General features: G+C 60.8%; 11 protein-coding genes. 5 read left to right on the top strand and 6 right to left on the bottom strand.

Annotated features, from left to right (window positions below; genetic code table 11):
• Positions 1 to 117: 117 nt before the first annotated feature.
• A complete protein-coding gene (locus tag ACFO5K_RS12370; RefSeq protein ID WP_378560695.1) occupies positions 118 to 1,446 on the bottom strand; it encodes a DNA cytosine methyltransferase in 1,329 nt (442 codons plus the stop codon).
• Positions 1,447 to 1,631: 185 nt separating this feature from the next.
• On the opposite strand from ACFO5K_RS12370, the gene ACFO5K_RS12365 reads away from it, so the two are divergent.
• Both ACFO5K_RS12365 and ACFO5K_RS12360 read left to right on the top strand, forming a co-directional pair.
• Positions 1,632 to 2,030 (top strand): very short patch repair endonuclease, encoded by a 399-nt coding sequence (locus ACFO5K_RS12365; RefSeq protein ID WP_378563765.1) that lies wholly within the window; start codon positions 1,632 to 1,634, stop codon positions 2,028 to 2,030.
• A gap of 97 nt (positions 2,031 to 2,127) precedes the next feature.
• Positions 2,128 to 3,147, top strand: a complete 1,020-nt coding sequence (locus ACFO5K_RS12360; RefSeq protein WP_378560692.1) for a NaeI family type II restriction endonuclease — start codon at positions 2,128 to 2,130, stop codon at positions 3,145 to 3,147.
• Positions 3,148 to 3,157: 10 nt separating this feature from the next.
• On the opposite strand, the gene ACFO5K_RS12355 is transcribed toward ACFO5K_RS12360, so the two are convergent.
• Both ACFO5K_RS12355 and ACFO5K_RS12350 read right to left on the bottom strand, forming a co-directional pair.
• Entirely contained in the window at positions 3,158 to 4,993 is a 1,836-nt protein-coding gene (locus ACFO5K_RS12355; protein WP_378560689.1) for a DEAD/DEAH box helicase, read from the bottom strand.
• Positions 4,994 to 5,000: 7 nt separating this feature from the next.
• A complete protein-coding gene (locus tag ACFO5K_RS12350; RefSeq protein WP_378560686.1) occupies positions 5,001 to 6,422 on the bottom strand; it encodes a transcriptional regulator in 1,422 nt (473 codons plus the stop codon).
• Between the two features lie 1,127 nt (positions 6,423 to 7,549).
• On the opposite strand from ACFO5K_RS12350, the gene ACFO5K_RS12345 reads away from it, so the two are divergent.
• Positions 7,550 to 8,251, top strand: coding sequence for a hypothetical protein (locus tag ACFO5K_RS12345; RefSeq protein WP_378560683.1), 702 nt, complete (start codon positions 7,550 to 7,552; stop codon positions 8,249 to 8,251).
• 1,424 nt (positions 8,252 to 9,675) lie between these two features.
• Here the strand turns inward: ACFO5K_RS12345 and ACFO5K_RS12340 are convergent.
• Positions 9,676 to 10,323 (bottom strand): GNAT family N-acetyltransferase, encoded by a 648-nt coding sequence (locus tag ACFO5K_RS12340; protein WP_378560680.1) that lies wholly within the window; start codon positions 10,321 to 10,323, stop codon positions 9,676 to 9,678.
• Positions 10,324 to 10,565: 242 nt separating this feature from the next.
• On the bottom strand, positions 10,566 to 11,204 hold the full coding sequence (locus ACFO5K_RS12335) for a hypothetical protein (RefSeq protein ID WP_378560677.1): 639 nt from the start codon (positions 11,202 to 11,204) through the stop codon (positions 10,566 to 10,568).
• Between the two features lie 164 nt (positions 11,205 to 11,368).
• Here ACFO5K_RS12335 and ACFO5K_RS12330 point away from each other — a divergent pair, with 164 nt between their 5' ends.
• Positions 11,369 to 11,575 carry a cold-shock protein gene (locus ACFO5K_RS12330; RefSeq protein ID WP_378560674.1) on the top strand — a complete coding sequence of 69 codons (207 nt, stop codon included), beginning with the start codon at positions 11,369 to 11,371 and terminating at the stop codon, positions 11,573 to 11,575.
• Between the two features lie 6 nt (positions 11,576 to 11,581).
• On the opposite strand, the gene ACFO5K_RS12325 is transcribed toward ACFO5K_RS12330, so the two are convergent.
• Positions 11,582 to 12,364, bottom strand: a complete 783-nt coding sequence (locus tag ACFO5K_RS12325; protein ID WP_378560671.1) for an MHYT domain-containing protein — start codon at positions 12,362 to 12,364, stop codon at positions 11,582 to 11,584.
• Positions 12,365 to 12,759: 395 nt separating this feature from the next.
• Here ACFO5K_RS12325 and ACFO5K_RS12320 point away from each other — a divergent pair, with 395 nt between their 5' ends.
• The gene (locus ACFO5K_RS12320) at positions 12,760 to 12,963 is read left to right on the top strand and encodes a cold-shock protein (protein ID WP_056812000.1); all 204 of its coding nucleotides are present in this window, start codon (positions 12,760 to 12,762) and stop codon (positions 12,961 to 12,963) included.
• Positions 12,964 to 12,998: the final 35 nt, after the last annotated feature.

Genomic DNA, 12,998 nt, shown 5'->3' with positions numbered 1-12,998 from the left:
ATCCGCTTTGAACCACCATGGCGTCGTAATTCGCTTGTGCGGGACACCGCATATCGCAGATTAGCTGGGCTGACGACAAGCTCGACTGAATCCACCTCAATAAGCCAGCTGACCGGTTTAACTGACTCGGGACAAATTTGACTTATAGTACTCATGGCGTCCATGGTCGTCCTGTCCTATGAAGGCCCTGAACTGCCCGATCTTGTAGGCAAAACCAGTCGGACGCGCCTCCCGATGTATCTCGAAATCCTGGCTGAGCAAACTGATGCGCCTGTCGATCTCGGGATCGTCCAAATCTAGGCCGGTTTCGCGGGCGATTTGTGCAGCGGTGAGGAAGGACGCCTGTTTCCGGAGCGCTTGGTACACCGGGTCCACAGCAGGGTTGATATCGCGGTCGACGCGAGCGCCCTGATGACGCAAGGCGGCCGCTATCGACAGGCCGATTGCGCGGGCTACTGGAGGCGGGAAGGCATTGCCAATCTGTCGGTAGACTGCCGTCTTACCGCCTTCGAAGGTCCACGTATAGTCGGGGTATCCCGCTGGATTCTCGTCTCTCAACATTGCTGCGTGATTCTCGATGCGAGGGTCTTGGAGAATCCAGCCCTGAATGCGTGCAACCATTTCATTTGTAAGTTTTGGCCCATACTCGGTCATCGGACGCTTCTTGTACGGGGGTGCGGAATCATGAACTCCGTACGCGTCGACACCGAGTTCGGCCCATGCTCGTTTCGCACGTGTCGGTCCCAGGTCAGCCCCGCCATGCTTCTTCGAACCACCGACGATTGTGGGGGCGATGCCATTGGCTTTATCGGCCCAGGCGTCTGCTCCCTCCCACCGGTCTCTCTTCATGAGCGCTCGAAGGGTATCGCCAACGGTGCCTGGGTCACCTGACTTCTCAGGCCATCTGAAATACTGAAACTCCTCTGGTTGCATGGCAACCAGGACGAACCGTGGGCGTAGCTGAGGCACTCCGTGTTCAGACGCTTGTATCAGGCGCCATTCGGCGGAGTAACCAAATTCACGGAGTCGCTCTAGTACATGCTGTCGGTAGCCAGCGAAGCGCGGCATGCTGAGCCCCCGAACATTTTCCAGGAGCAATGCCCGCGGTTGGATGACGGCCACCTGCTCCACTGCCCAGGCGAACAGGTCACGCTCATCGTTCGCACCGAGCTGTTTGCCTGCGATGGAGAATGGCGGGCAAGGCACGCCTCCGGCTAAAAGGTCCACCGGGCCTCTGTTGGGGCTAGGTGCGAAGTCGCGGGGATCGAAGACCCGGGGGTCGGCAACATCGCCGACAGCGACCTTCCAATCCCGGTTGAGGACGAGAGTCGCCGCAGCAGTCGGATCTAGCTCCACGGCTAGCTCGTGCTCAAACCCGGCCAGCTCGAGGCCGAGGGCCTGCCCGCCCGCACCGGCGCAGATCTCGATAACGCTGAGTTCTTTCACGCGAAGGCCTTTCGACGAAGGGGCAGGAGTGGATGTGCTGGCCGTAGACCGGTATCTTTGCCTACTGCAGGCTCCGCAGTCGAACCAGGACGCATATGAACGACGACGAAGTCAACGCCATCAGAGTCGCGGCGCACGGGCGAGGCCGCTACCCGGCGCCTGCAAGCGCTGCCAGGTCGCGGAACATGCGCGCGAATCGACGAGCTGATACCAAACCCGAAGTCGAGCTTCGCCGGGCGCTGCATCGGCTCGGCTACCGGTATCGGAAGGACTATCGCCTCGATCTCGGTACTGCGAAGGTCCGCCCGGACATCGTGTTCACCGCCCGGAAGGTGGCGGTATTCGTGGACGGATGTTTCTGGCACGCGTGCCCTGAGCACGGTAGGCGCCCGACGGTCAACGAGTGGTACTGGGAGCCGAAGCTTCGGCGGACAATCGAACGTGATCGCAATGGTGACGCGCTGTTGAGTGCTGCAGGGTGGCGTGTCATCCGGATCTGGGAGCATCAAGACCTGCCGACTGCCATCGGGGCTGTCATCGAAGTACTTGAAGGCGGATCCGAACATATGAGCGATCGTAGGTGATACGCCGACCGGTGCCGTGTCCGACTCTCCGGGGACGATCCCAAGGTAAGGTTGCCGGTTACCGCGGATGTGGACTCCGCCGGAGCGGAGGCTGGACGTGCCCTATAGCTATGACTACCAGTGGATCGGCAGGCCGCGCCAGCCCAGCGTGAGAGACTCTGAGATCGAGGAAGTTGCGCAAGAGCTCTACCGACTCGATCAGTCGGGTGAGAGATTCGGTAGTGTCGTCAGGGATACTTTTGACCAATTATACGACGGTCAGCGTACCGGTCGCTGGAACTTCGACCAGCTCTATAAAACCGAGAAGACGCACATGGGTACCCTTGTGGAGATCAATCTCCAGCGGACGTTTGATTTCGCGGACGGCGATGCGACCGACTATCGGATCGCTGGGTTCGAGGTGGATTGCAAGTATTCGATGAAACCGGGGGAGTGGACCTTGCCTCCCGAGGTCATAGGCCGGATCGCGCTCGTTGTGACCGCAAACGACCGGCAGTCCATCTGGGCAGCCGGACTCGTCCGGGTGCGTGTAGAATATCTTCGCTTGGGGCGTAATCGTGACCAGAAGAGTAGCCTCCTGGCGGCCGCTCGGCCCAACATCTCGTGGCTGTGGAATGGGACCAACAACCTAGCTCCCAACTTATTTTTGCATATCGATCCCGCTGTCAGGGATCGTATATTTGCGGCGAGAGCTCCGCGCGGAAGCCGTCACGGACAAGCGCGCGTGAACGAGTTGTTCCGGTCAGTGCAGCGCCGGATCATACGCAGGGCAGAATTAGCCACCGTAGCGCAACAAGATGATTTCATGAAGCGTGCTCGAAATAATGGTGGAGCGCGAGAGAGGCTGCGCCCAGAGGGGATTCTGGTGCTCGGTCATCATGATTGCGATATCGAAGTAGCCGACGCTTTGGGGCTTGCGATTCCGGCGGCGGGTGAATTCGTCTCTGTTCGTGTGGCACCGACATCGCCCGGTACGTCTCGTCGAGCAGTCAACATTACGGGTAGCTGGTGGGCTATTGCCGAGGAGGGTGAGGCAGCTGTGTTTGCGCCCGATATCGAACGCCGTGCCGATGTGGAAGGATGTCCGGGGCTGAGTGATCGTGCCCAGCAAACCTAGATCGACCTATTCAGTCTTCCGTGCCACTGAGGTGCTGTAGCAATGCACGTACATCAGCGATATCCATTCCCGCGCTAAGTGACGGTTCCTCCTCCAGGTCGGCGAGCTTTTGCACGCTGGGATCGTCGAGAATGCGACCCATAAACGTCAATTTCTTGTGTAGTCTGACATTGACCACTTCGTCCACCGTGCCACGAGTCACCAGTATCGTAACTCTGGTGTCGGTGCCAGGAGGGAGTCCCAAGCGGTGAATACGGTCGAGGCTTTGCAGGAACCTCCCTGCCATGAAGTCTCGATCAACATAGACGGCGTCGTGGCAGACATGATGAAGACTGATTCCCTCTCCCAGAGTTGCCGGATTGGATATCAATACATGGCAATTCGGGTCTCTTTTGAAACGCTGCAGCTGTTCTTCGCGATCGAGAGTGCCGCCGAATACGGTGGCGGGTTCGTACTGTGCGAGCACCCTTTCCAAGGTGGTAAGGCTGCGTACAAAGGTTGTCCACACCAATGTCTTCCGCCCGTTCGCGGCATTTTCGGCGACGATCCGCACGGTCTCCTCGTACTTCGGTGGAAGTCCCTCGGTCGGTATGTTCTTCAAGCGCTCGTATACGGTGCTCCCTGGAACGGGCCTGAGTGCAGGCAACTGGTATTCTACTGGTTCGTAGCGGCTCGAGCCCTCCAATAGGAGGGCGGGGCTGATTGCTGCCATTAGCAGCCTTAGCATCGATCGGCCGAGCGCTTCGATATTTCCACGAGACCCATCTGCTTCGTTGGCGAAATTACCCTTCAGCGCCTCGTAGATTTCCGCGCTGTCCGCCGGCATGTCGAGGTAGCGGATCTTGGGTTCATATGGCGGAAGACCGAGTTCGTGTTTGGTTGTGCGGGTAAATAGTGGTCGCAATACATTGCTGGCGTACCCGAGATCGCCACCACCGACAGCGTCATTTATCACTCGCTTGCCATGGCCGGGCCAGACGAATGAGAAGAGATTCTCCAGATCTCTGGCTCCGTTGGGTGCTGGAGTGCCAGTAAGAATTAGGCGTCGACTGGCTAACGGACCCAAGGCGAGGCATGATGATCCATAAGTGCCGCTGGCACCGAGCTTCATTCGGTGCGCTTCGTCGAGAACGATCATGGCTGGAGCGCTTCTGAGCCAGTCCGATAGATCACTCAATGCGCGATCGAGCCGTTCGTAGTTCACAATGCGAAGTTCAGCTCCGACCGCGTCGGTTGAACCATTTATCGCTACACGGAGGGGCTCATCGAAACAGGTTGCGGCTTCCTGCTTCCAGGCGTCATACGCAGACTTTGGGCACACCACTAGGAGTCGTTTCGCGTGGCCTTGTTCGCGAACCGCGGCGTACACGGCAAGTGCGACGCGTGTTTTGCCGGCCCCTGGCACACTGAAGTTCGCGCCGTGACGCAGTGACAGCAGTCGAGCGATGTCGCGCTTTTGGAATGATGTCAGGTCGGCAATCCAATTTTTACCGAGGCGACTGATGACCTGCTCCGCCGCAACGTCGAAGTCCGAGATTGCGGCGGAATCTCCGGCCAATCTGCGTTGTATCGCGTCGGTGTCGTCGAGGACTCCGGTGACGAGTGTGGCAAGGTTCGCATCCCAGTTGACGCCAGGATGGATCCATGTACTCAACTCGCTGAGGCTGACCAGGAAGTCGTCCAAGTCGACTTCGATTGAGAGCGCTCCGCGCTTCCCCGTTCCTGCTAACCGCCCAATGAGCCTGGCGAAGTCGGACTGGTATGCCGCAGTCGTACGCAGTTCTACCCGCGTACGTGTGACATCGAAGCTCAGCCGTAACGAAGGTGTGGTGTCAGGATTAGACATGCCGCTCCTACTTCGCCTCCACGGCGGCGCTCAGCCATTGAAGGCCTTCGCCGGGCAGCTCGATACTTCGATTGGCTTCGAATACTACCTTTTTCAGCACCTGACGGAGCTGGGACAATGCATCATCAAACGCGCCTTCGTCGAGGCTGGCACTGCCTCGTGCCGTCACGATGTCGGTAACCGACTGATCCAAATCTTTACATGCGTCCGTGATTCTATCTGGCGCTGCCAGCCGCTTTTTCTTCAGTCGCGTGTCCCTCCCGGCGACTTCAATCGCTTCATTGAATGCCCTTCGATAGTCTCCTATCAATTTTGACGCGGCCAGTTGCTGGTCGATATCGGCGGCCGCGCCTGCAGATTCGATAGCTTTCGCCTGAATAAGTTTGTCGGTGATTGCCCGTGCCGAAGCGACATCTGCACCGGGTGCGGCTACACTACGCCCGAGTCCGGGGATGGAAACCGTTGCCGGCGCGGCCTCCTCGCTATCCTTCATCTCATCGGTCAATTCCCTGTTTAGGTACCGAGTTTGGAAATCGTGATCGATGTACCTTACATCGGTCTTTGAGAAGTCGAGAACGATCGCCGCGAGTCGGGCCTCCTTGAGGAGATCTGCTTTATCCTTATTTTTAGAGCTTTCCTTAATGTACGCGCGGTATAGCTCTGCAAGCTTCTCCTGGGAACGCTCGAGGTCCATCAAACGGAGTGTGGGACCACCGGTGGTTTCGCTGCGTTCGATCAAATCTCGAAGTTGCGCAAGAACCCATAGATCGCGCTCACAAGAGCGCACGTTGGTGTGGAATTTCGCTGCGATCACCGGAAGCTCGCGATTCAGATGGACACGCTGTTCCTCGATGGCAAGCAGCCGGTTTATATACGAATAGTCACGGCGTCGGTCGGGACGCAGTTGGAGTGATATCTCGATATCGTTGATGTCCTGCCAGGTGCAGGAGGCCGGCAACACGCCGACACGCATATTCGAGTTGGGATCGATCTCGTGGAGTGCAGCGCAGCGAGTGTTGCCGTTCACGATCACGCCATCGCGTGTGATCAGGCCGGGATCATTCTGCTTGTGTAGCTGGAGGCTTGCTTTCAGCTCTTCAAAATCAGGATCGCGCTTGTTGGGCTCTGATGGGCGTATTGTGAGCAGGTGCCGGAGATAATCTTGACTTTCCTGGCTCCAGGGGTCGTCAGTGAGCGTGGCGTCGCGCTCCGGGTCAAGACTGCGTTGTGCACGTATGCGATGAGTCCCAGGGTTGTAGGCCAGTGTGGTCAAGGGCACATCGATTACCTCGATATGCCTCTGCGTGCCGCGCCATTCGACAGTGAGTGTCTCCGCGACGCCGTTGGTTTCGCGACGGTCCTCGAGGCGCTGCTCGACCAGTTGCCGGGTATGTGGCGCCTGGGGAGGTGTGCCGAAGTCGGTAAACATCGTGGGTTCTCCTGAGGATATTTTGAATTGGAATATTCGCCCGTTCAGCAGCAGCCGTAGCTGCATGTGAAATCGCGGTGTGTTCTATTCGAGCGACTCGTGGACTAGGGCCCGCGAGTCGGCCGGTAGTGTGCGGTATGCAGCCCACAGGGACTCAGCCTCGCTGAATGTGCGGAAATCTTGTTTCACCCAGCTGGCAAGCATCTGCTGTTCGTACCGCGGAAGTGATGCAATGCGTGTAATTATGTCGCCGGCGTCGGCTACAAGCTCTCGTCTGCCGATACGGCAGCGGGTGCACTCGATAACCAAGTGGACATCTATCTCGCCGGATGGCAGCCGGACTGATCGCCGTGCTACATCGAGCTGGGACGCGATGTACGTACCCGGATAGGTCTCGCCAGGGCCTATTCCGCATGAGCGGCACATGTGCCCGTCACGCGACATCGCCAACTGTCGTTCGGCAGCCGTGATCGTCGCGCCTGTCCTTCTCGTCGCCCTGCCTGGCTCCCACACGGGATCTCCCTGGGTGACGAACCGTTGTTCGTGACTCTGGAGACTGGGGTCCTCCCGGTTGGTATCGATGCGCCAGCCGAAGTCACGAAGGTCCCGAAGCCGTCGATCGACCTGGGCGACTGACGGAAAGGCGTCACGGAGGTCCTGTTTGCTGAACAGCTCACCCTCTCCTACTTCCTGGACGAGCCAGAGGCCAACACGTTTCATAGACCCTAGTGACGTTTCGCTCCAGTCCGGCATTGTCATGCTTGCTCGGCCTCCAAAAGATCCCTGACGGTTTAGTAGGACGTTGACGCGCAACCTTGGCGGGCTACCTGGCTACCTACCTTACGTTCATCTGAAGATGTTCACCCATACCGATTTTCGACCCATCCCGGATTTACCCATCCCGACTTCGGCTGCCTGACTGTTGTCAGTCCGGGCGAAATGTGGGCTGGGTGGAGGCGTTGACGGACCGGACGTGGCGAGGAAGATTCTAGGCAGAGTTGTGTCAAATGCGGTTAGGGGCAATCTGTTTCATGAATAGTGGAAGATTCCAGCCGGGATGTTTCAACGAGCTGGACCCCAATCTGAATCATGCATACCGAAGGTTCGCAGTGGAGGTGCGGAGGATCGTGAAGTTCCTCGACGGGTCGTATGAGCACATCAAGGTCCAGCTGGATGACCTGTACGACCGTGCGCTTCAGTCCCAAGGGGTCCGACCGTGGTGGGAGGTGTGCAGTACCACGACGATGTCACGGTGGGTTCGAGGCGATCTGCGGCGCCAGCCCAGAGAAGAACTGCTCCGCCCGCTGCATATCCTTGCCGAAACCAAGGCCGGTAGTCGTGAGGTGCTGCCATGGGAGTCGCATCCGTTGTGCACGGCATGGCAGGGACTGGGAAGCGTCGGCGCCAGGAATGGGAAGAAGCGGCGTGGATCGATGAAGCCGGCCTCCCCGGTGGAGGAGTTGGTTGCCGATGTTGGGCCGGTCCCCCTCAAGAAAGGGGACCGGCCCGACGCCGATGGCATCGATGTAGCTTGGCCTGCGGCGAGATTGGTTGTCGAGTACGTTGGCGCCGGCGATCTTGCGCGCGTCAACGGGCTGATCCGCCATGTCGGGTCCGACGCGTTGCCAGCAGAAGCCGTCGAGGCGATTATCTCCTGTCGGAGCATCGGTGTCTCGGATGCAGCGGATGGAATTGTCGCCCACGCGGCTCAGCGGAAGCCTCTCGAGGTGATGGAGATCGCCTACCGGCTCCTGGAGTCGGAGGCTGGCGTCGACGTCTCCGCGCTACTCGGAGGTGCGTTGATGGCGGCCGGGAGATCCCTGAAATGAGGTGTCGAATGTCCTCGCGCGGTCCGCCATGGCGTGGGCATTACCGAAGTGATCATCGCCTGTGCAAAGACTGATCAGGGCACGTTGGGCGAACTCATAGCCTGCAATCCGCACTGCCGACCGGCGACGCGGACCCGGAATACGTTAGGAGCTGGTAACTCACAATGAGTGAGGACAACCCGAATGACCCCGCCGACCGAGATGATGCTTGCCTGTGGCCGCGCAGATTGGCCGCACTGATCAGGTACGGAAAAGCTCTGAGCCTGGTCTGCTTGCCGGTGCTGCTGTCTTTGCTCTTTACTCCGCCGCAGTCGTGTACCGACTCGACCGTGCCGGCCGAGTCGGTACACGCTGTTCACGGCTCGTAGCGGTTGACCCTGGAAAGTTTTCCCGCTGAGCCGCCGAGATGCCCCGCTGCAAGTTTGTAGCTGGGGAGCAATCGTCCCGGACCATCAAGTATAGGAACGCATCAAATCGGTTCGATGGTGAGGTGCGGTCGATGGTCACTCCCGTTCGCACTGGGCACGGGAGTGACCATGCGCACTTGCCTGTTTCGGGCAGCGTTGCGATGCCATGCGTGCATATGGGGTGGGCGAGTCCTCGACCCGCGCTGTCGACTGGGGTCGAATCGCGTTCAGGGGCTCCTCCTACTTATCGCCTGTCGTCGCGCGTTAGCCGTACGAGCTCGCCGTGCCAGGTGTGCGTGTATACCCCCGGAGACCCACGCCGAGCTGGCGGGTCGCCCTGCCGATGACCTGATAGGCAAGTCGGTGGTCCTCCAGCTCTAGCCCAGTGCCCACATAAACGAGACCGCCACCGGGGGAGCCCGCGGCACCGAAATTGCGTCGCGCGCCGCGGTCGTCATCGGGCTGTCGCCGGGATAGCCGACGCGGGCTAACACAGTCAGACCGGACCGCTGCAGTTGGTGGTCAGATGCTTTCCGTCGCATTGGTGAACGCGCGTAATCGCCGAATCGAGGGGCCCGGTCGCCTCTGTCGACGCGGTCAACCCGACCAGCATCCGACTCCAGGAACCGGTCTTCGCGTTCGCTACTGGCAGGATAAGACTGGAAGCTTATTGGGAGTCGACTGCGGGGTCCAGGCTCCGCCGTTCGGACAACTCTGTGGTTTCTCTTGTGTAGAAACGGGCAGTGGCGGTCAGCGTGTTACGCGGAGCGCTACGCCCGTTAAACTTTGTCCAGGGAGCGATCGTTCAGCAGACGCGCTGGGATGATCGGCGGCCCTGGCGTCGTACAGCGAGTTCGCACATACGCCGAAGAACTTCTCGGTGCCTGCGGCGAGGGGATTCCCATCCCTGCTGAGGAAGCAGGACGGTTGCTGCTCGAGGCCGACTCGGAGGAGACCTTGAGGTGGGAGATGGTGCTTCTCCTAGGCGCCGAGTCGTGACCTCCGGCGTTCGTATGATCAGACCTGGTCGACGGGACGGACCATCGTCAGTTGGTGTACCCGTGCACCCTCGTAACGGAGGCCGGGAACCACGGTCGGAACGCCGTGCGGTGTGAAACCCATCCGCTCGAAGAAACGAACAGCTCGGGTGTTCTCGACCAGCGTTTGTAAGTAGCAACCGGGTGATCCGCTGGCGGCGGCGTGGTCGAGGAAGTGGTGCATCAGGGCGTCGGCGGCGCCGGTGCCGCGGGCTCGGGGGAGGAGATTGATGTGGAGGTGTGAGGGCCAGCGGGGGTCGATGAGTTCGCCTGAGATGGGTTGGCGCCGGGCCTTTGCGATGAGGGTGTCGGCTACGGCGCGGGCGAAGAAGGTGGCCGGTTTGCGTCGGAAGATCAAGCGGTGCCGGCGGATTGCAGATTCGAAGCGTTCCGGTTCGCTCGGGAACGTGGTGCTGTCGACGCACCCTGTGAGGTAGCCGACCAGATAGCCGTTGTCGACCGCCAGGAACAGTGAGTCGGGTTCGAGTTCCATGTACGGGTACAGGTATACCGCGGCCTCGGATTCGGGGTGGCCCCACAAGGTGCCGGTAGGTGAGCCTTCGCCCACATCGTTGGACAGGTCCCGAAGGGCCGCACCGTCCGCTTCGGTGAAAGCTCGGATCTCCACGGTCTCAACTCTACGAACCCGCCGGCGTAAGCGCGCACTGCTGACGCCGAGGACATCCGCCTGCGGCTCGGATGGATATGTTGTAAAACGGTGCGGTCGAAGGTGTGATCAGTAGGTCAGGGCCCGCCAGCTTCGTGGGGGGTCTGCCGCTAGGTCTGTGTGCGCGCTGCGTTCGATCTGTGAGGCGATTTCCTCGGACAGCCACCTGCACTGCGGTGATCGTGCCACCAGACGGGAGCGGTTCAGCTCGTCGGGCGGACCTTGATGGCGTCGCGGGAGATGAAGACGTCGTATTCGCCCGGGGTGGCGATGACGGCGTTACCGTAGGCGGAGCGGACGAAGGGGGAGGTGTACCAGCGGTTTTCGCGCATGTCTTCGAAGAAGTCGCGGTCGCCGCCGTTGAGCATCAGGTGGTCCTGGGTGGTTGCTTTGCCGTTGAGGCGCTGGCCGTAGAGGCGGGTGATCTTGTAGCCGGAGTGGAAGCCGAGGGCGTTGACCCAGTGTTCGAGTTCGACGATGCCGGCTTGCAGGACCCACAGGTCGCCTTCGACGCGGTGGGTGGTGCGGGTGTCGAGGTTGCCGTCTTCGTCGTAGAGGGTGAGTTCGAGTTCGAGGGATTGGTCGGCGACGGTTTTCGCGACGACGTGGGCGGCTTTGATCTCGCCGGTCAGGCCGAGGTAGCTCTGCAGCAGTGTCGCGACCCAGAGCAGCACGACCGCTACCAGCATCAGGGCCAGGGCGGGAACGGCGCGGCCGAGGACGGCTTTCGGGCCGCGGCGGCGCGCGGCGGCCAGGCCGGCCCAGATGAGGAGGACGACGGCCACCGCGAGAAGGGCGAGCAGCCCGACCTGGGTGAGCCCGAAGGACATCGGGAAACTCATGAACTGGGTATACCCCGAATCCGTCTGTGGCAGGCGCGGTCTCGAACTTCTCCTGTGGGCAATCCGGCAAGGAGGGATGACGGCGCGGACGTATCGGCGGTCGGCGACGGCGTGCGACGATGGATGTATCGGCACGACAGGCACATGGGCAGGAGGGTCGGTGGATGACCGGCGGCGTGGTGAGCTGGTTCGACGGCGGCAAAGGGTTCGGGTTCATCGCCCCGGACGCGGGTGGGCCCGAGGTGTTCGTGGAGTACACCGCGCTCGCCGGGGCGGGGTTCCGCACGCTGCGTGACGGTCAGCGGGTGGAGTTCACGGTGCGCCAGACCCGGCGGGGGCCGGAAGCGCAGCGGGTGCGGGTGGTGGAGTAGCCGGTCTCAGTTCTGGCCGCTGGGCCAGAAGCGGCTGGCGCGTTGCCCGCGGACCGGGCGGGTCGGGTTGGGGTCCTCGGCTTCGGTGATGCCGACCTGCATCAGCAGGATCATGGTGACCATGCTGATCGCGATGATCAGCGGGCTGAGCAGTTGCGATGCGGTGGCGCCGGTGGCGTGGGCCGCGTGGGCGGTGGTGTGGGCGCTCATGGAGAACATGCCGGTGTAGTGCATTCCGGTGACGGCCACGCCCATCAGCAGGGCGGCGCCGAGGGTGGCGATCAAGCCGTGGATGTGCAGGGCGAACCACAGGGCGGCGGTCGCGGCGACCACGGCGATCACCAGTGAGAAAGCCACGATGAACGGGTCGTAGACGATCTCGATGTCGGTCTTCAGCGCGTACATGCCCGCGTAGTGCATCGCGGCGACGCCGAGGCCGGTGATGGCGCCGCCGACGGGCAGCGCCGCGGAGTCCCAGCCGCGCCGCACCACGATGGACAAACCGAGCCACACCACCCCCATCGCCACGGCGGCGCTGAACAAGGTGATGGGGACGTTGTATCGGATAGTCGCGCCCTGTACCGAGAAACCGAGCATGGCGATGAAATGCATGACCCAGATTCCGGTGCCGCCGAGTGCGACCGCGGCCGCGGTGAGCCAACCGCCGTGGTTGCCGGAGGCGCGCGAGCGAACCATGCATCGCAGCGCCAGCATCGACCCGAGGACCGACATGAGATAGGCCGCCGACGGGGTCAGCCAGCCGTAGGTGAAATGGTTGATGTTCAGCACGCTCTGCTCCTTGCGCGATTTTCCCGCGGGGTGTGTGCACCCTCACGATTGGTGAAAATACGCTGGTAGGAAATTTGCCGTACTGGGTTCATGGAAAATGTAAAGGGTTGCTGACGATGTGCATCGAGGGCGCGGACGGCTGCTCGCTCATGATGCGTGCCAGTCGGTTTGCCGGGTGCGGCGAAATGATCTGGCATCCGCACCGCAACTACCTCGGCATACGCCGAGCATCCCGGAATGAGGGCGCCGTCACCTCTGTGTCGGCACCGGCTGACAGGGCCCGGGGGAGGGGTGTCTCACAGTGGGGTGGCTGAATTCGTCGGATCATGGCATGGTGGTGACTGAGACCGGGACCGGACTATTAGGACCTGGCTCATCTACAGAAGGTTTTTGAAATGGCACAGGGTGTTGTTAAGTGGTTCAACGGCGAAAAGGGCTTCGGCTTCATCGCCCAAGACGGAGGCGGCCCGGACGTCTTCGTGCATTACTCCGCGATCGGCGGCTCCGGCTTCAAGTCCCTCGAAGAGGGCCAGCGCGTGGAGTTCGAGGTCGGGCAGGGTCAGAAGGGCCCCCAGGCTCAGGACGTTCGCGCCATCTGATTCTGCGCTGAACTAGCGTACGAATGTGAAGCTCC

It is taken from the genome of Nocardia halotolerans (assembly GCF_042650145.1).
Taxonomy (GTDB): domain Bacteria; phylum Actinomycetota; class Actinomycetes; order Mycobacteriales; family Mycobacteriaceae; genus Nocardia; species Nocardia halotolerans.
The sequence above is the reverse complement of the archived record's forward strand: the minus strand, read 5'-3'. Positions and strand labels throughout refer to the sequence as shown.

What these genes read in the sequence shown, in the direction of transcription:
- ACFO5K_RS12365 (WP_378563765.1), top strand. Translation starts at nt 1,632, where the DNA reads ATGCGCGCGAATCGACGAGCTGATACCAAACCCGAAGTCGAGCTTCGC.
- ACFO5K_RS12355 (WP_378560689.1), bottom strand. Translation starts at nt 4,993, where the DNA reads ATGTCTAATCCTGACACCACACCTTCGTTACGGCTGAGCTTCGATGTC.
- ACFO5K_RS12350 (WP_378560686.1), bottom strand. Translation starts at nt 6,422, where the DNA reads ATGTTTACCGACTTCGGCACACCTCCCCAGGCGCCACATACCCGGCAA.
- ACFO5K_RS12335 (WP_378560677.1), bottom strand. Translation starts at nt 11,204, where the DNA reads ATGAGTTTCCCGATGTCCTTCGGGCTCACCCAGGTCGGGCTGCTCGCC.
- ACFO5K_RS12330 (WP_378560674.1), top strand. Translation starts at nt 11,369, where the DNA reads ATGACCGGCGGCGTGGTGAGCTGGTTCGACGGCGGCAAAGGGTTCGGG.
- ACFO5K_RS12320 (WP_056812000.1), top strand. Translation starts at nt 12,760, where the DNA reads ATGGCACAGGGTGTTGTTAAGTGGTTCAACGGCGAAAAGGGCTTCGGC.